Consider the following 19,481-nt stretch of genomic DNA (forward strand, 5'->3'; position numbering starts at 1 on the left):
ATCTTGCCGTTTGGCTCTATGACTGTGCCTAAGGTTTAAGTATGGCTAAAATTTTATACTATGATGCTAGCTGCGGTATTAGCGGAGATATGAATTTAGGCGCGCTGGTGGATCTGGGCGCGGATTTTAGCTATCTTTGCGCCGAGCTTGCTAAGCTAAATTTAGCTAGCGAGTTTTACCTACGCAAGCGCAAAGTGCTAAAACACGGTATCTCCGCAACCAAAATAGACGTCGTCTGCGCGGCAAATCGGGGTCAGCTTCCGCTTGGCCTCTTAGGCGCTAAATTTAGCCCGCGTCAAAATTTAAACGGCAAAATTCACGGCGCCGAATTTAGAGCAGATAAGCCCGCCCAAAACCATCCTCGTCCGCGAAATTTCACGCAAATTTTAGAGCTTATCGAGGGTTCTAGCCTAAGCGCTTTCGTAAAAAAAACGGCAAGCGAAATTTTTAGCGTTATCGCGCAGGCCGAGGCCAAAATCCACGGCACTAGCGCAGAGCAAGTACATTTCCACGAAGTGGGCGCCGCGGACAGCATCGCGGACGTAGTGGGTGCGGCTATTTGCTTGGAGGCCTTGGGTGCGCCGCAAATTTTTGCTTCGCCTATCGAGCTTGGCGGCGGTTTTGCGCACTGCGCTCACGGCAGGCTGACCGTACCGGCGCCTGCGGTTTGCGAAATTTTAAAAGGCGCGCAAGTAAGCCTAGGGCGAGCGAATTTCGAGATGACTACGCCCACAGGAGCGGCGATTTTAAAGGCCTGCGCACTAAATTTAAGGGAGCAAGACCGCCGCGAGTCGCCGCGAAATTTTAAAATTTTAAGCACGGGCTACGGCGCTGGCGATAAAGACGTCGCAGATTTTGCCAACGCACTTCGCGTGATACTTTGCGAAACGAGCGAGGATTTAGGCTTAAAAGATGAGCCAAATTTGAGCGTGCAGATCGGCTATGGCGAGCTTTGCGAGCGGATTTTAATCTCCACTAATATCGACGACATGGACGCCGAGAGCTTTGCCTTTGCGTGCGATATTTTGCGAGATAGCGGCGCGCTGGACGTATTTAGCAGGTCTATTTTTATGAAAAAGGGGCGCGCGGGCTTTGAGCTAAACGCGCTGTGCCGCAAGCAGGACGCCGCGCGGATAAAGGGGCTAATTTTCGCGCATACGACGGCGATCGGAGTTAGAGAGTGCGCCGTGAGGAAAACCGAGCTTGCGCGCGAGTTTTGCGAAGTAGAGACTAAATACGGCAAAATAAGGCTTAAAATTTCGCGCGGCCGGGTTTACGGTTTTAACGCCGAGCAAAATTCGACGGATGAAAATTTAGCCCGAAATTACCCCGAAATTTTAAAAATCAAGCCCGAATTCGAGGACTGCAAAAAAGCCGCGCAGAGATTTCAAACGACGATCTGCGAGGTTAGAAACGAGACTTTAAAAAAATATGACGAAACTAGAAATTCTAAAAAATGATATAAAAAAGCTGGAAAATTTAGCCGTAGCGTTTAGCGGCGGCGTGGATAGCTCGCTACTGCTGCGCGTTGCCGCCGATACGCTAGGCCGGCGCGCGGTAGCTATCACGCTAAAATCGCCCTATATGTCGGGGCGCGAGATAAAAGAGGCGGTGGAATTTACCCGTACTTACGGCATCAGGCACAAAATTTTAGAGCTAGAAGCGCCCGAAGCGGTAAAAAATAATCCGCAAGATCGCTGCTACGTCTGTAAAAAGGCGGTTTTTACGCGGCTAATCGAGCTGGCAAAGCATCTAGGCTTTACAAACGTCGCCGACGGTACGAACTTAGACGACCTTGGCGAATACCGCCCGGGGCTTAAAGCAAAAGACGAGCTTGGCGTGCTTTCGCCGCTTAAAGGCCTCAAAAAATCAGAGATTAGAGAGCTTAGCCGCGAGCTTGGACTGCCGACCGCGGATAAGCCCAGCTACGCGTGCCTTCTGACGCGTTTACCGCACGATAGGGAGTTTTCTGCGGAGGAAATTTCGCTCGTGGAGCGAGCCGAAAATCTGCTAATCTCGCACGGATTTTTAAATATTCGCGCGCGATTTGACGGCAAAGCCTTTAGGCTGCAAATGGGTGCGAGCGAGACTAGGCGCTTTTGCGCGGGAGATTTTAGCGCCGTCGTACGCGAGATTGCTTCGCTTGGCGAGTATGATATTTTGCTTGATTTAAAAGGGCTTCGCGGGGAGATTTTAAATGACGAGAGATGAGGCTTTAAATTTCATTCGTACCGTAAAATCGGGCGAAAAAAGCGAGCGCGAAGCGATAGAGTTTTTACGGGATTTTCCTTTTAGCGACGTGGGATGCGCCAAGATCGACACTCAGCGTGCTTTGCGAAATGGTACTGGTGAGGTGATATATGGGGCAAATAAAACAGATGATGAAATTTTGCAAATTGCTAGTGTGATCGGCGAAAAAAATGAAAATATCCTAATCACAAGAACAAATGAGAATGTTTTTGAACGCATACGTGAGATCTTTCCGCAGGCAAATTTTAATGCTCGTGGCCGCGTCATCAGCGTCAAATTTAAAGAGCCCGCGCTCACGCAAAGCTACATCGCGATAGTTTCCGCAGGCACCGCCGACGGCGCGGTAGTGGAGGAAGCGTACGAAACGGCGAGATTTCTAGGCAACGACACGCGTAAATTTAGCGACGCAGGCGTGGCAGGACTACATAGGCTGGTCGCAAAGCTCGATGAGATACGTGGTGCAAAGGTCGTCATCGCCGTTGCTGGCATGGAGGGCGCACTTGCTAGCGTATTAGCAGGCCTTGTGAGCGCGCCGGTGATCGCAGTGCCTACTAGCGTGGGATATGGGGCAAATTTTGGCGGAGTTGCGGCACTGCTAGCCATGCTAAATAGCTGTGCAAATGGCATAAGTGTCGTAAATATCGACAACGGATTCGGCGCCGCGTATAACGCGAGCCTGATAAATCATCTCTGAATTTACGCCGCTTGCGAGGCAAATTTAACGGCTAAATTTAAAAGAAAAGCGTTGCTAGAGGAAAATTTAAGCGAGCAAAAAAGTGCTGCAAAGCGCATGCAAAAGCTGCAAACAAGGCAAAGCGCGCGAACTAGGCTAGTATTTTTAGCCGCGGCTGGCATGATTTTAGCGGTAGAAATTTACATCGCGATCTGCGTAAAGGGCGGCTTTGTGCGCCACTACACGGGCGACGTTTTGGCGGTTATCTTGCTTTACGCTTTGACGCGGGCTACATTTAGCGCGCCGCCGTCAAATTTGCCACTTAAAATTTTCGCGTTCGCGGCAGCCTCGGAGCTCGCGCAGTATTTTGGTGCCGTGCAAATTCTAGGCATAGAAAATAAAATTTTAAAGATAATGATCGGCGGGACGTTTGATTTTAACGATCTGATCTGCTACGCGGCTGGCTGTATTTTAGCGGGTGCGTATGAAAAATTTGAAAAAAGGAGAAGCGATGGATAAAGAAAAATCCATAAAAAAGATGACTGAGGTCATGGCAAAATTTGTTGGATACACGGGCAAGGTGCTGCCTGATGACGTGACGGCGAAGCTGCTTGAGCTTAGTAAGCGTGAAACGCAACCACTGGCAAAAGAGATCTATAAAACGATGTTTGAAAACCAGCGCCTAGCTAAGCAGCTAGACCGTCCGTCCTGCCAGGATACGGGCGTGATCCAGTTTTTCGTCCGTTGTGGCGCAAATTTTCCGCTCATCGGAGAGCTTGAGGAGCTGCTTCGAGAGGCCGTACTGAGAGCGATGCACGAGGCTCCGCTGCACCATAACAGTGTCGAGACATTTGACGAGTATAACACCGGTAAAAACGTCGGCAAGGGCACGCCTAGCCTGTTTTGGGAGATCGTGCCAAATAGCAGCGAGTGTGAGATAGACACATATATGGCAGGCGGCGGCTGTAGCCTACCTGGCAAGGCGACCGTGCTGATGCCTGGCTGGGCTATGAGGGCGTCGTTAAATTTGCTATGGATATAATGACAAGCTACGGCATAAACGCCTGTCCGCCACTACTAGTGGGCGTTGGTGTGGGAACTTCGATCGATGTGGCATCTTTGCTGTCTAAAAAGGCGCTGATGAGGCCGCTTGGCTCTAAAAATTCAAACGAACGTGCCGCACTAACCGAAAAACTGCTCGAAGATGGCATCAATAAAATAGGTCTGGGCCCACAAGGTATGAGCGGTGCAAGCTCTGTAATGGGCGTGCATATAGAAAACTGCGCTCGCCATCCAAGCGTCATAGCTGTCGCCGTAAATGTGGGCTGTTGGTCGCACCGCAAAGGCCACATCGTCTGGGACGCAGATCTAAATTTTGACGTAAAATCGCACAAGGAGTTCGCGCTATGAGTAAGAAAATTTTAACCACGCCTATAAGCGCCGAGGATCTAGCAGATATCAAGATCGGCGACGTGATCTACCTCACGGGGCACATCAGTTTGTAGATTTGGCTAGCACACAAAGAGAGCTAGCAGATGAATTAGGAGCTAAGTTTTTAGAATTTTGCAATTCATACCTAAATGAAAAATGTGTTATTGCCAAAAGTGAATTTACTTACCAAGAATCTTTTTTGCCAGCAAGCCTAACTATCGAAGCCTACACTAAAAAACCGACTGCTAATACAACAATGGTAGATGCGTACATTGGTAATGTGCATTTTAGGTTAAATTATGATTATGTATATGAAGAGTATGATGATGACCATTTTAAAGATGAATATGCGTATCAATATCTTGACTTTCAAATATAACAAGTGCTATAATATAACTAAGTTATATTTAAAGAAAGGAGGGTAAATCATGGCAAACGGAGATTATGAAGTAACTCATAATAGGATTCTTAATAGTGTAAAGAAAAAATATCATTCATACAAAGGTAAAGTAGGCAAGATTGCTGATAATATAATAGACAGAAATTTTAAAGCTGATAAGCCGTTACAAAAATGGAGTACTGATGTATCTCAATTTAACTTTTCATGGGGTAAATGCTACATTTCACCAATACTTGATATGTATACAAATGAAATAATCTCTTATGACTTATCCTTAAGTCCTAATTTAGAGCAAATATCTAAAAAGATTTTGTTAACTTCTTTATATTGAGGATAGGAGACTATATAAAAGATTTTTACTATTAATTAGAAAGAGTGGATAAATGGGAAAAGGTTTCTTTAAGAATAAAAAATTATGCATATTGGTTCTCTCTGTATTGCTATTGCTTTTAATACTAACTTTTATTTGTTTAGGAAGATATCCGGTTAGCCCCTATGAAGCATTTATGATTATATACAAAACAATAACCGGAGATGTTAGCGGCTTAGGCGTACATGAAACTAGTGTAGTAATTGACATAAGACTACCTAGAATACTTATGGCAGTTTTAGTAGGTGCAGGGCTATCACTGGCAGGAGCAGCATATCAAACTGTTTTTTCAAACCCTTTAGTTAGCCCGGACTTACTAGGGGTGTCTTCAGGAGCAGGTTTTGGGGCGGCTTTATCTATATTATTATCCCTAGACATGATAGTGACTCAGCAAGTTTCTTTGCTTCTGGGGCTTTTAGCAGTTTATATAGTTTTAAACCTATCCAGAGTAAAAAAACGAACAGATTTGTATGTGTTAGTTTTATCCGGAGTAATTGTAAAGTCACTATTTGATGCTTCAATATCATTTATTAAATATATAGCAGATCCGGAAGATAAGCTTCCAACTATCACTATGTGGTTGCTGGGAAGTTTAGCAAGTGTATCCTATAGAGACCTTGTTATTTGTTCAATAATAATAATACCTTGTATTTTCGGCTTCTTTCTATTAAGGTGGAAATTGAATCTTTTATCTCTAGATTCTGATGAGGCTAGGTCTTTAGGAATTAATGTAAAAAAATTACGTATTGTGGTTATTTTACTCTCAACATTGATAACTGCAACTACAGTTTCTGTATGTGGAATTATAGGATGGATAGGTTTAATAATTCCCCATTTGGCCAGAATGGTTATCGGAAATGATAATAGGTACCTTATTCCAACTTGTTGTGTTATGGGAGCAATTTATTTATTACTGATAGATACCCTTGCAAGAGCAGCTACAAGCAATGAAATTCCCATTTCAATATTAACAGCATTTATAGGTGCGCCATTATTCATAACTATACTTAGAAAAAATTTGGGAGAAAGAAGATGATACTCCAAGTTAAAAAAGGTACTTTTTCATATGGCAAGAGAAAAATTTTAAAAGATATTTCATTTGATTTAAAAGAAGAAGAAATAATGTCCATTCTTGGACCCAATGGGGTGGGTAAAACTACTTTCTTAAGGTGTCTTATGGGGTTTTTAAAATGGGACACGGGAAAAGCCTTATTGTTCGGCAAAGATATAAATGAATATGCAGAAAAAGAATTATGGGAAAACTTAAGTTATGTTCCTCAAGTTAAGAAAAGTGTGTTTAGTTATGGGGTTTTAGAAATGGTTGTGATGGGTTTAGACAAGGAAAACAGTTTTTTCCATATCCCTACGAAGGAAGATTATGATAAAGCTTATGAAACTTTAAAAGAATTAGGAGTTGAAAAGCTATCAAATAGATACTGTGATGAGCTATCCGGAGGAGAGCTTCAAATGGTTATGATTGCGAGAGCTCTTGTTTCTAATCCAAAACTTCTTATTTTAGATGAACCGGAGTCAAACCTGGATATGAAGAATCAAATTAGAATCATAGAGGCAATTAAACATATAAATGTAAATAAAAAATCTGCTTGCATAATAAACACTCATTTTCCTAGTCATGCATTGCAGATATCTGACAAAACTTTGTTTATCGGTAGTGACTACAAAACAACCTTTGATGAAAGTTCGAAAGCCATTACTGAAGATAACTTACAAAAGTATTTTCAGATCAAAGCTAAAATTTTAGTTTTTCAAGCAGAAGAAGTTGAATACAAAACAGTTGCACCTTATAAAACCATATAGAACTGTTAGAAGGAGGTTAATGAATGGAATATAGAAAATTAGGATCTACAGGCATACAAATTTCAAGAATATCTATGGGAAGTCATCACTTAAAGAATCCCCAAGATATAGATAAACATGCAGAAAATTTCTTCTATGCATATAAACAAGGAATAAATTTCTTTGAAACCGGCGATACTTATGGAAACAATTGTTCAGAACTTATATTAGGTACAGCCATAAAAGAAATGAAGAAGCATAAAAAACCATTTTATATTATGTCAAAGACACATGCCGGAGATTCTAAAACATTTCGAAAAAATCTTGAAAATTCTTTGAAGAATTTAGGAATAAGTTGTATTGACTCCTTTACTTGTCTTTGGGGTGTAAAATCTTTTGAAGAATGGAGAGGAGCTAAAAACTATGGAGCTATAAGAGAGATGGAAAAAGCAAGAGAAGAAGGACTTATTAAGCATATTACTTTTTCTTCACACTTACAAAATAAAGAACTAATTGAGATGATTGGGGAGTATAAATTTGATTATAGTTTACAGGGCTTTAATATAATTAATTCCAAATACAGATTAAAAGGAATAATGAAGACTCATGAAAAAGATATAGGGACAATAGCTATGAATCCGCTGGCAACAGGAGACTTGTTGCTTTATGAAGATATATTTAACGCTATTCGTATAAAAGAAGACCAAACTTTGGTTCAAGCGGCATATGCATATATTCTGTCCTTTCCTTTTATAGATTCTGTACTGGGAACCTTTAATTCAAAAGATGAAATTAATGAAGCTATTAAAACCCTATATCAAGAACCTTACTCTGCTAAAGAAAGGAGTGAACAAGAAGGAAAATTAAAAGAAAGAATTAATCAAGTTGATTTAGAAAGAAAGATAGAAGTTGGCAAAGCTCTTAGACAAAGACCTCATATATTAAGAGAAGAAGTTGCAGATTTGTTTGGAGTTTATCCACTAAGTGTATAATTTTCAAAGGAGGAAAAATGAAAAGAAGGATTAGTTTATTATTATTTTTAGTACTAGCATTAATTTTAAATGCTTGTGGCGGCAGCGAAAAAGAAGCTAGTCAAGTGCAAGAAGTTAAAGAGGTAAAAGAAAGCGAATACTCGGTTACTGATGTTAGAGGAAAAACGATTAAATTTGAAAAAACACCGGAAAGAATTGCAACGGTGGACAAGCCTCTTCCGTCTATAATATATGCAATTGATGGAAAGACAGATAAAATTGTAGGATGCAACCCATCTTCTATTAAAGCTTTTGAAGAAAGTGTTTTAAAAAACATGTATCCACAACTAGCTAATGCGAATACTAAATGGTGTTCAAAAGACTCAGTTGTTAACGTGGAAGAGTTATTGAAGCTAAAACCGGATGTAGTGTTTATTTATTCGAATATTGAGAAAGAAATTGAAAAAATGGAAGCTGCAGGACTTAAGGTAGTAGCTTTAAAGAGGGCAGAATTTGATAGTATAAAAGAAAATATAAAAATGATATCTGAAGTACTTCAAAAGAAAGAACGTGGCGACTTATTAGTTGAATATATGGACAAAGGAATTAATGAAGTAACATCAAAGTTAGCTGAAATAAAAGATGAAGATAAACCAAAAGTTATAGAGTTTTATAGTGACATGAAAATAGCTGTAAAAACATACGACCATTGGATGAAACCAAGTGGAGCCTATAATCCGGCCCACGAGCTTAAGGGTAAATTGGCTGAAGTGGACATGGAGCAGATGATTGTATGGAACCCTGATATCATTTATTTAGGAAATCATTCAGACTTAATGCCGGAAGACTTTATTGAAAATAAGCAGGAAGGTAGAGACTGGTCAACAATTAAAGCTGTAGCTAACAAACAAGTATACAAAATTCCTATAGGTGTTTATAGGTGGGATCCTCCTGGGGTTGAAACTCCGCTTACAGTTAAATGGGCTGCAAAAATACAGTATCCACAATTGTTTTCAGATATGGACATGGAAGTAGAGTTAAAGAATTTCTTTGAATATGTATATGATTACAAATTATCAGATGATGAAGTTGCTACAATATTGAGGAAGTAGTTTTAACAAGAAAGGAAGAAACATGGATAAAATAAAAGTATTAGAAAAAGGACATGAATTAGAATATAGCTTTGATGATTTACTAAACTATCATGGTGTAGGTTATCCCGGGGGAGTAGCTCATGCATTTCAAGTCATGAGTAGAGCCTTTCCACTTTTAGATGATGGGAAATTATTAGAAAGAAGAGAGATATATCTTATTACAGCATTTCCGGGACCGGGAGGGCTAGATGCTTTTGAAATGGTAACAAGATGCGTAACAGGTGGTAGAATTTCCGTTGATATTAATTTAAAAGAAGCTGAAGAAGTCTTAGAAAGTCCCCATGGAAGATATTATTTTAAATTCAAGTATAGAGATAAAACAGTCGTTATAACCATAAAGCCAGGTTTTGTACTAAAAGAATTTATTGAATTATCAAGAAAAGAAGATAGAAGTGAAGAAGAAGAGACTACTTTGATTCAGATGAAAAAAGATATGGCAGCAAGACTATTGGCCGCTAAGCCCGAAGAAGTATATAACGCAAAAGTTCTATAAAAGAAAAAGAGAAGGGTTTTGATATGTGCCCTCTTTACTGGACAAACCAGTAAGGAGGGTATTTTTTTGAAAATAAAGATGCGTTTGAGTTATTAGTGTTTGGTTCTTATGGAAAAAATACAGTAATTTTTTAGGCTGTATAATAAATATGGGGTTTTAGGGACTATCCCTAACGAGGTATTTTTGTCTGACTTGTCGGACAAAAAGTATCCTCGCCCAGATGAAATACAAGATGGCTTTTTGATAGCAAATACCATATATAGAATATATATGCAAGCTGGTTCAGGTTATGCTTTTCGTTGTTTATTGATCCGTTTAAGATAAATAAAATAACATATAGCAAAATATTAAAAAGTCATAAAATTAAGCATAATTTCAGAATCTTAAATAACCTTAAATTATAAATCAACCTTTACTATTTATGTTAACAATCCCATCATTCTAAATAGTTTACTACGCTCACCCTTCCCCTCCTTGATAAAAATTTACCTCTTCAACTAGATCCTTTAGAATTTTTGGAGTTACTGGCTCTCCATAAGTGTTCATGGTGATCTTGTATTGTTGTTCATGTCCTACAAGAGCAGCTATATGTTCAACCCTTTGACCACTTTGAATGAGCTTGTTTATGAAAGTGTGTCTAAATGAGTGAAATGTCCTTGTCTTATCATCATCTTTTATAACTTTAGTATTGATCTTCTTTCTAAAATACTCAGAAAAGTCTTTATTATCACAGCTAAATAACCTAACTGCTTTGCCGCATTTCCTAGCTAGCTTCTTTTTACTCTCTATAAATTCAAGCAGCCCAATACTACTTAGCTTAGAATGGATAGGAACAATCCTAGCAGAGTTTCTAGTCTTTAAAGTCTTGCTCTTACCAGTTTTTACATCTATTTTTGTATTTAAACTAAAGCATACTATGTTGTATTTTTCGACTATGTCATCTGTGTTTAACTGGATTATCTCATTTAGTCTCATGCCAGAATAAGCTGCTATATGAGTAATGAAAAATAGCTCATCTTTACTAATTCTTTGGCTTTTAGTATCACCACTTGACCTGATCTTACTAACAATATCCAAAAGTGCATTTACATCACTATCTTCATAAGGATTTTTATTTGTAACGTCATCTTGGTTTAAATTTATTTGTAGATCCACAGCTGGATTCTTATCTATATAGTCGCTATCGTAGCAGTATTTAAAAAACTCACTAACTCTAACAATATACTTCTTGATGGTTGATTTAGAAATTTTTGGTCTATCCTTTGCTAAAGCTATGATCTCATCTAAGTTTTTATCTTTATAGAGACTATTTTGAGAGAGTTTGGTTGGTAGTTGCAGTAAGACATTTCTAAAATTTAGCAAATCATCTCTTTTTATCTTTTTGATATCTAGCTCGTCACCAAATTTCATAAACATCAGCTTTCCTACATGTCTAACAAGACCAAATGTGCTATCACTCCAGTTGTTTGAAATACTCGTGTTTGATACATAGTTTTCAAATGCACTCTTTAGTGTAACCATGTCAGCTTTGCTGTCGCTTTTAGTAGATGTGTCTAGTTTATATCTAAGACTTTTAGCTCTATTTGAGAAGAGCTTTTGAAAGAAATTTATAGCTTCATTGAAAGTCATGCCACTAGCATCACTTGTGTCATCTATCGCAAGATCTTTAGCCTCAATATCACTTAAAACTATACCTTTATCTTTATATTTATCTGCCTTATATAGCTTCACTTGACCACCAAAGTTAGGATCATTTAAATTTCCATACCCAAATTTTAGATCATCACTTAGCTCGTTGTCTCCATCTGGCAATAACTCACAACCAAATATTCTTAGGATATCGTTTTGTGTGAGTGCTCCCTTTTGCCTAGCTAGCTCATTTATGGCATCTCTTAGCTCACTAACAGAGTGTTTTAAGGACTTTTTAGTGAAAGGCAGCACCAAATTCTGCCTTTTTAAAGTCTCTATGTCGTCTTGATAGCTACCTATGTTAGCCTCTCTAACGCCTTTTACTATCTCGTCTTTAGTATTATTATCTAAATTTGCACTCTTGTGCTTTTTACCAAGTGGTACAAATGCTTGTTGCTTATCATTTAGTAGCTTTTGATTTTTGCACATCTTGTATGATATGTGATTTATGTTATCTATCGTTGCCTCAAGCACTCTTTTGCCAAGAAGCTTTTTGGTCTGAGGATCGGCGCAAGATAGCTTTTTGCAGATATCATCAACCTCTTTTGATATCACACTGGGTAAGCTATCCTCTTTTAAACTCTGCTTTAAAAACAAATTTAGTGATAGTAGTCCATCTAAATTTATATATCTGCCAAGCATATCATGCTCTTTGATACTTTTGGCCTCCTTGGCTTTTAAAAGCATAAGCACCAAGTGCTCTATAAGTTCGCTGTTCAAATTCATCTTCCATGCCTTTTTGATCGCGTTAAAAATTATAGAATAGATCTTAGCACGATTTTTTGCTGTATCAAAGCGTTTTGTGAGGAAGGAGGTTATATATTCGGTTTTATTACCAAAATAAGGCCTCAGATATAGTGGGATAGCTACTCTAAAGTAGTATATGCCATTTCGTTTGACTAGATATTGCATCTTTGTTACCTATGCAATATAACTTTGTAGCAAAATGTAGCAGATACCTAGTGTAAAACTGGCTGTGTGTCGTCTTTTTGGTGCTTACACAAGGTTTATTTTTAAACCCTCATAAGCCGGAGGTCGGGAGTTCAAGTCTCCCCCGTGACACCAACTGCCTATTTTTCTCCTGTTTTTACCTATCGTTTTAGATGATATTTTTATATGTATTTAAGATTTTAGAGGTTATAATCCGCAAAATTTCATGGGACGAGTTCGCCTATTACTTTTACAAAAATTATTCAAATTTCTGTAAATTTTAGATTGTCAAATTTAAATTTTGGATCGGTCCAGTCGGTGTAGTAGCGTTTACCGTTTGATAGAGTTTGAGGTAGCTTTTTACCTATGGGTTTCATATTTATTTTTGAAACTTTACTGCTTAATTTGGTTTTAATACTATCTCTAAGCTGTTCTTTTAGCTCTTTCCTCTCTCTTTCTCTGTTAACAATTTCTTCATAAAAATTCTTATCGAATATATACACTCCGCCATATTTGCTAGCTAAACTCTCAAGTTCTTTTTTGCTTATATTGCCGGTATCTCTTGCACTACAACCCATCAAAAACACTAAAGCAAGTATGGCTAATATAGAAAGTAAAATTTTCATGATAGTATCCTTTGGGGAATTTAGTATTGGTATTATAGCTTTAAAGATTTTAAATCATAAAGGAGTTGGCGGTAAATTTATACCGCCAAATTTAGGAGTAGGTTATTGCTTTTTATCCGTCATTTTTTCAAATTTCGCTACGCTGAAAAATGCAAATTTATAGCCAGCGATGAGTGCTACCGGCCAAAGGATAAGAAATATCAAAGAGTGTATCATCTTGTCTCCTAGTATGCGTGATGATCGTTTGCGATCTCGTCTTGCGTGATCTTTTTGCTGTCTATCGCGCGCCAAACTACAAATATATACGCCAAGACGACCGGGACTAGCAGGCTCACATACGCCATTACGCCAAGTGTATAGTGGCTGGAGCTCGCGTTTTTGATGGTTAGTGAGCTTTGAAGGTCGCTAAATGACGGATAAAATGCCGTATCGTTTAGTCCTGTTATCAAAAATAGTGCGGTCACGACCAGTGTCACGCCTATGCCGTAAGGTAAAATCCCATAGATGCTTTTGCTAAATGCCCCTTTAAAAATTCCATACAGCACGAGCAAGACGCCAACTATCATCGCAGCTGCGATCCATGGCATCTGGATCAAATTTAAAGCGTATTTGTAGCTTACCATGCTAACGATGCCGTCTTTGTCGTATCCAAAGCCATCTTTCATGAGCACCCACGCAAGAAATGCAAGGAAAAACGGTAAAAATGCGATCGTATTTCTCAAAAGCGCCTTTCTGGCGTTTGCTCTAAATTCCTCGTCGTCGATGTTGTTTATGAGATAAAGCGCCCCGCCCACGCGAGAGAGAAAAAACATAGCAAGCCCCAGCAGATAAAGCATCGGGTTTGCGAGTGCTTCGAGCCCACGCCAAGGGGTTTGCCATTGGACAAAATTTTGATCGTTTAGCACAAAGTCGCTACCGGCAAAAAACGTGCTGACGGCCATACCTATCAGTATCACGCCCACCGAGCCGTTTATGAAAAGGAAAATTTCATAGGTTTTCACACCTAGGAAGTTGTCTGGCTTTTTGCGGTATTCGTAGCTCACGGCTTGGATGATGAAGCAAAAAAGTATCGCCAGCCAGACCCAGTACGCCCCGCCAAAGCTCGTCGCGTAAAATAGCGGAAACGCCGCAAAGCAAGCTCCTCCAAACATCACGAGCGTCGTAAACGTGAGCTCCCATTTGCGTCCGATCGAGTTTATGAGCATATCTTTTTGTATCTCGTTTTTGCCAAGTGAAAATATCATCGTTTGGCCGCCTTGAACAAACATCATAAACACGAGCAGTCCGCCCAGCAGACTGACTATGAACCACCAATAAATTTGTAAAGTTTCGAGTGAGAGACTATGCATGGTTTTCAAATCCTATCTTTATTTGCTTTAGCATGATTTTGACTTCGGCGATGAGAAGCACGGTAAAGAGTATCGTAAACAACGCGACTGAAATTTTGATATTCGTATCGGCTAAATTCGTAGCTCCTACGCCTACGGTCATGAGATCTTGTATGACCCAAGGCTGACGCCCGACCTCGGCCACTATCCAGCCGGCCTCAGCCGCCACGAAGCCAAGCGGTATGGTAAATACGCATAGCCAAAGTAGCTTTTTGAAATTTACGATGTCAAATTTGCTTGAAAGGCACATAAACAAAGTCAGCGCAAATAGTGCGATAAAATAAGTGCCAAGTGCGACCATCACGTGAAAGCTATAAAACGTGAGCCCAACGTGAGGCACGAGATCCTCGACATTTTTGATGTAGCCGTAGCCTAAGAATTTTAAATTTTGCTCCAAAGTTTGCTTTGAGCTTGCCATCACGCTCTCATCGCCCTCTTTTTTGGCGTCTTTGTAGGCTCTTAAAGCATCTACTGCGAGCCTTCCTTTTTCCATCTTGCTGGCTGCGCTTTCGATGCCCTCTTTTTCGTTACCGTAGATGATGTCGTCGATGCCTGGAGTAAAGTTATTTATGCCTCTAGTAGCCATGAGACCAAGCGCGTAAGGCACCTTTAGCTCGAGCAAAAACGCCTCTTTGTCATCGCCTGCTTTTTTGGCAGGGTTTAAAATCCCCATCGCTACGAGGCCGGCATTTGTCTGGCCTTTATAAAGCCCCTCCATCGCAGCTAGCTTCATAGGCTGTTTGTTTGCAGCTTGATACGCGCTCTCATCGCCGCTAAATAGCAAAAATACAGACGTTATCAGCCCAAAGCTAGCCGCTACGACGATGCTTTTTTTAGCCATCACGACGTTGCGTCCTTTCAGCAAAAACCAAGCTGAAATTCCGATCACAAAAAGCGCCGCGATAGAGTATCCGCTAGTGACGGTGTGTAGGAATTTTATGATACCGACCGGATTTAGCGCAACGTCGAGGAAATTTTGCATCTCCATCCTAGCGGTGTCGGGGTTAAATTTCATGCCTATTGGATACTGCATCCAGCCGTTTGCGATGAGTATCCAAAGCGCGCTTAAATTTGAGCCGATCGCAACAAGCCAGGTCGAGACGAGGTGAAATTTCTTACTGACCTTGTTCCAGCCAAAGAACATGACCGCAAAAAATGTGCTCTCTAGGAAAAATGCGAGCAATCCCTCGATCGCAAGCGGCGCACCGAAGATGTCGCCCACGAACCAGCTGTAATTCGCCCAGTTGGTGCCAAACTCAAATTCCATTATGATGCCGGTAGCCACGCCGATAGCGAAATTTATACCAAAGAGTTTGAGCCAAAATCTCGTTATGTCAAGCCATTGCTTGCTGCCCGTCTTGACGTAGATGCTCTCCATTATCGCGACGATGAAGCTAAGTCCTAACGTGAGCGGGACGAAGATGAAGTGATAGATCGCAGTTAGCGCGAACTGAGCCCTAGACCAGTCAACCGAAGCCAAATCAGACATTTTATTCCTTTGTGAGACTGTTGATAACGAAGTCGCTTTTTTCCTCGTTGGTCTCAAATTTTGTGTTTAATGTTTCATTGAAAAGAAAAATTTTAAGTATGCCAAACATTATGATAAGCTTTATCGCTATTATGAGCCATAGCTTTTTACCTAGCTTCATACCCTTAAAGCCGTCTATATATAAAGACGCGATGTTGTTTAAGTATCGTTTTATCATGATTTTGGAAGTGTATAACAAAAAAACTTAAAAAATAATTTTTAAATTTCACAATGACTTAATACCTTACTAAATATTTAAAAGGTATAATCGACACATCTAAAAAATAATAAATTTAAGGAAAATTCATGGCTAAAGAGACGAAGTATATTTTTATCACCGGAGGCGTGCTGAGCTCCCTTGGTAAGGGTATCGCAGCCGCATCTATCGCCACGCTTTTAAAAAACGTAGAGCTAAAGGTGAGTATGCTAAAGGCCGATCCATATATCAACGTAGATCCGGGCACGATGAGTCCGCTTGAACACGGCGAGGTTTTCGTGACTGATGATGGAGCGGAGACGGACCTTGATCTGGGACATTACGAGCGTTTTTTAGACGAGAGCTTGTCTCAAAAAAACAACTTCACCACCGGACGCGTTTATAGCGCCGTCATAGAAAAGGAGCGCAGGGGTGATTATCTTGGCAAAACGATACAAGTCATTCCGCACATCGTAGGCGAGATCGTGGATCGCATCAAAAAAGCGGGCGAGGGCAATGACGTCCTCATCGTCGAGATCGGCGGGACGGTCGGCGATATAGAGGGGTTGCCTTTTTTAGAGGCTATCCGCGCACTTAGGATAGAGGTCGGCAAAAAACGCGCGATGAATATCCATCTCACGCTCGTGCCTTTCATAAAGGTCGCAGGCGAGCTAAAGACCAAGCCTACACAGCACAGCGTGGGCGAGCTGCGCCGTATCGGCATAAGCCCCGATATGATCATCTGCCGCTCGGAAATGCCGTTAAACCGCGAGCTAAAGGACAAGATCGCTTCAAGCTGCGGCGTGGAGAAAAACTGCGTCATCGAAAGTAGTGACAGCGCGAGCATCTATCAGATCCCGCTTTCGTTTTTAAAGCAAGATATTTTAACGCCGATCGCTGAAAATTTAGGCCTTGGCGAGCTAAAGCCAGATATGTCGAAATGGGACAGCCTCGTTAAACGCATAATAGCTCCGACAAACGAGACCACGATAGCCTTCGTGGGTAAATACGTCGATCTAAAAGAGAGCTACAAGAGCCTGACTGAGAGCATCATCCACGCAGGAGCAAATCTTGATACGAGGGTAAATTTAAAATGGATAGACAGCGAAAAGATCGAGCCCAGCAATGTAAACGAGCTGCTTAAAGACGTGGACGGGATCTTAGTCGCCGGCGGCTTTGGCGAGCGCGGTGTTTTAGGCAAGATACAGGCGATAAAATTTGCTCGCGAGAACAAAGTCCCTTATCTTGGAATTTGCCTTGGTATGCAGCTTGCGATGATAGAATTTGCAAGAGACGTGCTGAATTTAGAGGATGCAAATTCCATAGAATTTGACGCAAAATGCAAAAATCCTATCATCTATCTGATAGACAGCTTCATCGACGTAAGCGGTAAAAAGCAGATCCGCACGCACAAAAGCCCGCTTGGCGGAACGATGAGGCTGGGAGCCTACGAGTGCGACATAAAGGCAAATTCGCTTTTAAGTAAAATTTACGGTGGAGCCAAGAAGATAAAAGAGCGCCACCGTCACCGCTACGAGGCAAACCCAAAATACAGGGCGGAATTTGAAAAAGCCGGGCTGATAGTAAGCGGCGAAAGCGATGGGCTGATCGAGGCTATCGAGCTAAAAGATCATCCGTGGTTCGTCGGCGTGCAGTGTCATCCTGAATTTACCTCCCGTCTGACCAGGCCAAACCCGACTATACTTGGCTTCATCCGCGCCAGCATAGCAAATCATGTTAAGTAAGGAAGATATCAGGAATTTATTGGAGCTTAGATTTAGTAACGATATACACAAAAAGCTTTCGCAAATTCCTACTCCAAGCGCCCTAAAGGACATCTTTAAAGGCGCGATGCGTATCAAAGAGGCGATGCAAAAAGACGAGCTCATAGTCATCGTCGGGGACTATGATGTCGACGGCGTCGTCTCTAGCGTGATACTGGCAGAATTTTTTGACGATCTGGGGGTTGGCAACTATCAGGTGCGTATCCCAAATCGCTTCAAGGACGGCTACGGCCTAAATCCAGACATCATCGAAGAGCTAGATGAAAACGTAAAGCTCATCATCACCGTCGACAACGGCATCAGCGCGAACGATGCGGCACAAATTTGCAAAGCACGCGGCATCGATCTCATCATCACCGATCATCACATGCCCCCGCCCGTGATGCCGGAAGCCTACGCGATCATCAACCCAAAGCAGCCCGGCTGCACCTTCCCAAATATCGAAATTTGCGGCGCTGAGGTAGCGTGGTATCTAGTCGGTGCGCTAAAGGATGTGTGCAAGCTAAACTACGATATGAGTAAATTCCTGGAGCTTTTAGCCATCGCCATAATCGCCGATATGATGGAGCTTCGCGATATGAATAGGATGCTGGTGCGACTGGGACTAAGCAGGCTAAATAGCTCCAAACGAGCTGCATTTCGCGCGATAAAAGAATTTTACGGAAAGGATAAATTTGAGTGCGATGATATCAGCTTTCTTATCGCTCCTCTCATAAATTCCGCCGGACGTATGGACGATGCGATGAATTCGTTTGATTTCTTACGCGCAAAGACAATTGATAAGGCGTATGATTATCTTGACATGATAATCGACTTTAACAACTCGCGTAAAGAGGAGGAGCGCGCACTTTTTGAATGCTCGCTAAAGGACGTGAGAGATGATGACGAGATCATCGTCACGTGGGGCGAGCAGTGGCACGAGGGCGTCATCGGTATCGTAGCGAGCCGCCTGGCAAAGCACTTCTCAAAGCCGGCTATCGTTTTTAGTATAGACAGAGGCAGAGCCAAGGGCAGTGCCAGAAGCATAGGCAAGCTCGATATCCTCGCACTCATCGCAAAGCATGAAGACCTGCTAAACAGCTACGGCGGACATAAAGGCGCGGCCGGCCTTGTGATCGCGCCTGAGAATTTGCAGAAATTTAAAGAGGAGATAAATAAAAGTTGCTTTTTGATGGATCTGCACCAGTTTGCCAGCTCGGACGAGCTTTTAGGCGATATAAGCGCCAAAGAGATCGACTTTGAGCTACTTGAAATTTTGGAGCTTTACGAGCCATACGGGCAGAAAAATCCGCGCCCGATATTTAGGATCGACGGTGCTGTCGTCAAAAACGAAAAGCTGATCGGCCGCGATCAAAATCACCTCAAGCTCATATTGCAAAAAGACGACAAGACCCTTGAGGCGCTGTTTTTTAACTTCACGCGCCACGTCAAAGTCGGTGAGAGCATAAACATCATCTTTTCTATCTCTAAAAATTCATTTCGCGGGCTTGTCACGCCACAGCTTTTGATAAGAGAAGTTTTGTAAATTTAGGCGGGCTAAATTTAGCTCGCTTTGCCTTGTTTGAATGCTAAAATTTCTATTAATATGGCTTTATTTTTAAAATTTTAGGCTCTGTTAAAATATTTCATTGATTTTTAACTTTCAAAGCAGGAGAATGCGAACAGCATTCGAGTAAAACCTTGTGAAGCGACGCTATCGCCGCCGATTTTCAGAGAAGCCGTAAGGCTGAATGCGGTCCGCTTGCGGTTGCGAGTGCAACGAAGCGTCTTGAAAAGCTGCGAGCAATGCGAAGCAGAAAAA

18 protein-coding genes and 1 pseudogene are annotated in these 19,481 nt (G+C 41.3%); 14 read left to right on the forward strand and 5 right to left on the reverse strand.

The genetic code is table 11. The features are described 5' to 3' along the window. The first annotated feature begins 41 nt into the window (after positions 1–41). The 12 genes and pseudogenes from larC to HMPREF1139_RS02185 all read left to right on the forward strand — a co-directional run bounded on the left by larC (position 42) and on the right by HMPREF1139_RS02185 (position 9,539). The gene (gene larC, locus HMPREF1139_RS02130; RefSeq protein ID WP_009649430.1) at positions 42–1,460 is read left to right on the forward strand and encodes a nickel pincer cofactor biosynthesis protein LarC; all 1,419 of its coding nucleotides are present in this window, start codon (positions 42–44) and stop codon (positions 1,458–1,460) included. After that, on the forward strand, positions 1,432–2,211 hold the full coding sequence (larE, locus tag HMPREF1139_RS02135) for an ATP-dependent sacrificial sulfur transferase LarE (protein ID WP_009649818.1): 780 nt from the start codon (positions 1,432–1,434) through the stop codon (positions 2,209–2,211). Before larC ends, larE begins: the two co-directional genes overlap by 29 nt. Further along, on the forward strand, positions 2,198–2,944 hold the full coding sequence (gene larB, locus HMPREF1139_RS02140) for a nickel pincer cofactor biosynthesis protein LarB (protein WP_009649768.1): 747 nt from the start codon (positions 2,198–2,200) through the stop codon (positions 2,942–2,944). The genes larE and larB overlap by 14 nt, the downstream gene beginning before the upstream one ends. Positions 2,945–2,995: 51 nt before the next feature. Beyond that, on the forward strand, positions 2,996–3,442 hold the full coding sequence (locus tag HMPREF1139_RS02145) for a ribosomal maturation YjgA family protein (protein WP_009649558.1): 447 nt from the start codon (positions 2,996–2,998) through the stop codon (positions 3,440–3,442). Further along, positions 3,435–4,333, forward strand: a pseudogene (gene ttdA / locus HMPREF1139_RS12020) (L(+)-tartrate dehydratase subunit alpha). The gene HMPREF1139_RS02145 and the pseudogene ttdA overlap by 8 nt, the downstream one beginning before the upstream one ends. Positions 4,334–4,430: 97 nt before the next feature. Then, positions 4,431–4,733, forward strand: coding sequence for a hypothetical protein (locus tag HMPREF1139_RS11495; RefSeq protein ID WP_034965946.1), 303 nt, complete (start codon positions 4,431–4,433; stop codon positions 4,731–4,733). 49 nt (positions 4,734–4,782) lie between these two features. Continuing rightward, positions 4,783–5,085, forward strand: a complete 303-nt coding sequence (locus HMPREF1139_RS11635) for a transposase (RefSeq protein WP_050998736.1) — start codon at positions 4,783–4,785, stop codon at positions 5,083–5,085. Positions 5,086–5,137: 52 nt separating this feature from the next. Next, on the forward strand, positions 5,138–6,160 hold the full coding sequence (locus HMPREF1139_RS02165; RefSeq protein ID WP_009649720.1) for a FecCD family ABC transporter permease: 1,023 nt from the start codon (positions 5,138–5,140) through the stop codon (positions 6,158–6,160). Next, positions 6,157–6,942, forward strand: coding sequence for an ABC transporter ATP-binding protein (locus HMPREF1139_RS02170; RefSeq protein WP_009649680.1), 786 nt, complete (start codon positions 6,157–6,159; stop codon positions 6,940–6,942). Before HMPREF1139_RS02165 ends, HMPREF1139_RS02170 begins: the two co-directional genes overlap by 4 nt. Positions 6,943–6,965: 23 nt before the next feature. After that, complete coding sequence (locus tag HMPREF1139_RS02175) at positions 6,966–7,913, forward strand: aldo/keto reductase (protein ID WP_009649659.1); 948 nt, start codon at positions 6,966–6,968, stop codon at positions 7,911–7,913. Between the two features lie 17 nt (positions 7,914–7,930). Next, the gene (locus HMPREF1139_RS02180; RefSeq protein ID WP_009649437.1) at positions 7,931–9,004 is read left to right on the forward strand and encodes an ABC transporter substrate-binding protein; all 1,074 of its coding nucleotides are present in this window, start codon (positions 7,931–7,933) and stop codon (positions 9,002–9,004) included. Between the two features lie 22 nt (positions 9,005–9,026). Next, on the forward strand, positions 9,027–9,539 hold the full coding sequence (locus tag HMPREF1139_RS02185; RefSeq protein ID WP_034965947.1) for a hypothetical protein: 513 nt from the start codon (positions 9,027–9,029) through the stop codon (positions 9,537–9,539). 459 nt (positions 9,540–9,998) lie between these two features. On the opposite strand, the gene HMPREF1139_RS02190 is transcribed toward HMPREF1139_RS02185, so the two are convergent. The 5 genes from HMPREF1139_RS02190 to HMPREF1139_RS02210 form a co-directional block, all read right to left on the reverse strand. Then, positions 9,999–12,140: a site-specific integrase gene (locus tag HMPREF1139_RS02190; RefSeq protein WP_009649508.1), complete on the reverse strand. Its 2,142-nt coding sequence runs from the start codon at positions 12,138–12,140 to the stop codon at positions 9,999–10,001. A 281-nt stretch (positions 12,141–12,421) separates the two neighbouring features. Continuing rightward, complete coding sequence (locus tag HMPREF1139_RS02195) at positions 12,422–12,784, reverse strand: hypothetical protein (protein ID WP_009649894.1); 363 nt, start codon at positions 12,782–12,784, stop codon at positions 12,422–12,424. A gap of 224 nt (positions 12,785–13,008) precedes the next feature. Further along, positions 13,009–14,133, reverse strand: a complete 1,125-nt coding sequence (locus tag HMPREF1139_RS02200) for a cytochrome d ubiquinol oxidase subunit II (RefSeq protein ID WP_009649564.1) — start codon at positions 14,131–14,133, stop codon at positions 13,009–13,011. After that, a complete protein-coding gene (locus tag HMPREF1139_RS02205; protein ID WP_009649465.1) occupies positions 14,126–15,661 on the reverse strand; it encodes a cytochrome ubiquinol oxidase subunit I in 1,536 nt (511 codons plus the stop codon). Before HMPREF1139_RS02205 ends, HMPREF1139_RS02200 begins: the two co-directional genes overlap by 8 nt. A gap of 1 nt (position 15,662) precedes the next feature. Further along, positions 15,663–15,878 (reverse strand): DUF4492 domain-containing protein, encoded by a 216-nt coding sequence (locus HMPREF1139_RS02210; protein WP_009649759.1) that lies wholly within the window; start codon positions 15,876–15,878, stop codon positions 15,663–15,665. Positions 15,879–16,006: 128 nt separating this feature from the next. On the opposite strand from HMPREF1139_RS02210, the gene HMPREF1139_RS02215 reads away from it, so the two are divergent. Then, positions 16,007–17,641 carry a CTP synthase gene (locus HMPREF1139_RS02215; protein WP_009649443.1) on the forward strand — a complete coding sequence of 545 codons (1,635 nt, stop codon included), beginning with the start codon at positions 16,007–16,009 and terminating at the stop codon, positions 17,639–17,641. After that, positions 17,631–19,205: a single-stranded-DNA-specific exonuclease RecJ gene (recJ, locus tag HMPREF1139_RS02220; RefSeq protein WP_009649714.1), complete on the forward strand. Its 1,575-nt coding sequence runs from the start codon at positions 17,631–17,633 to the stop codon at positions 19,203–19,205. The genes HMPREF1139_RS02215 and recJ overlap by 11 nt, the downstream gene beginning before the upstream one ends. Positions 19,206–19,481 lie beyond the last annotated feature (276 nt).

This window comes from Campylobacter sp. FOBRC14 (assembly GCF_000287855.1).
Taxonomy (GTDB): domain Bacteria; phylum Campylobacterota; class Campylobacteria; order Campylobacterales; family Campylobacteraceae; genus Campylobacter_A; species Campylobacter_A curvus.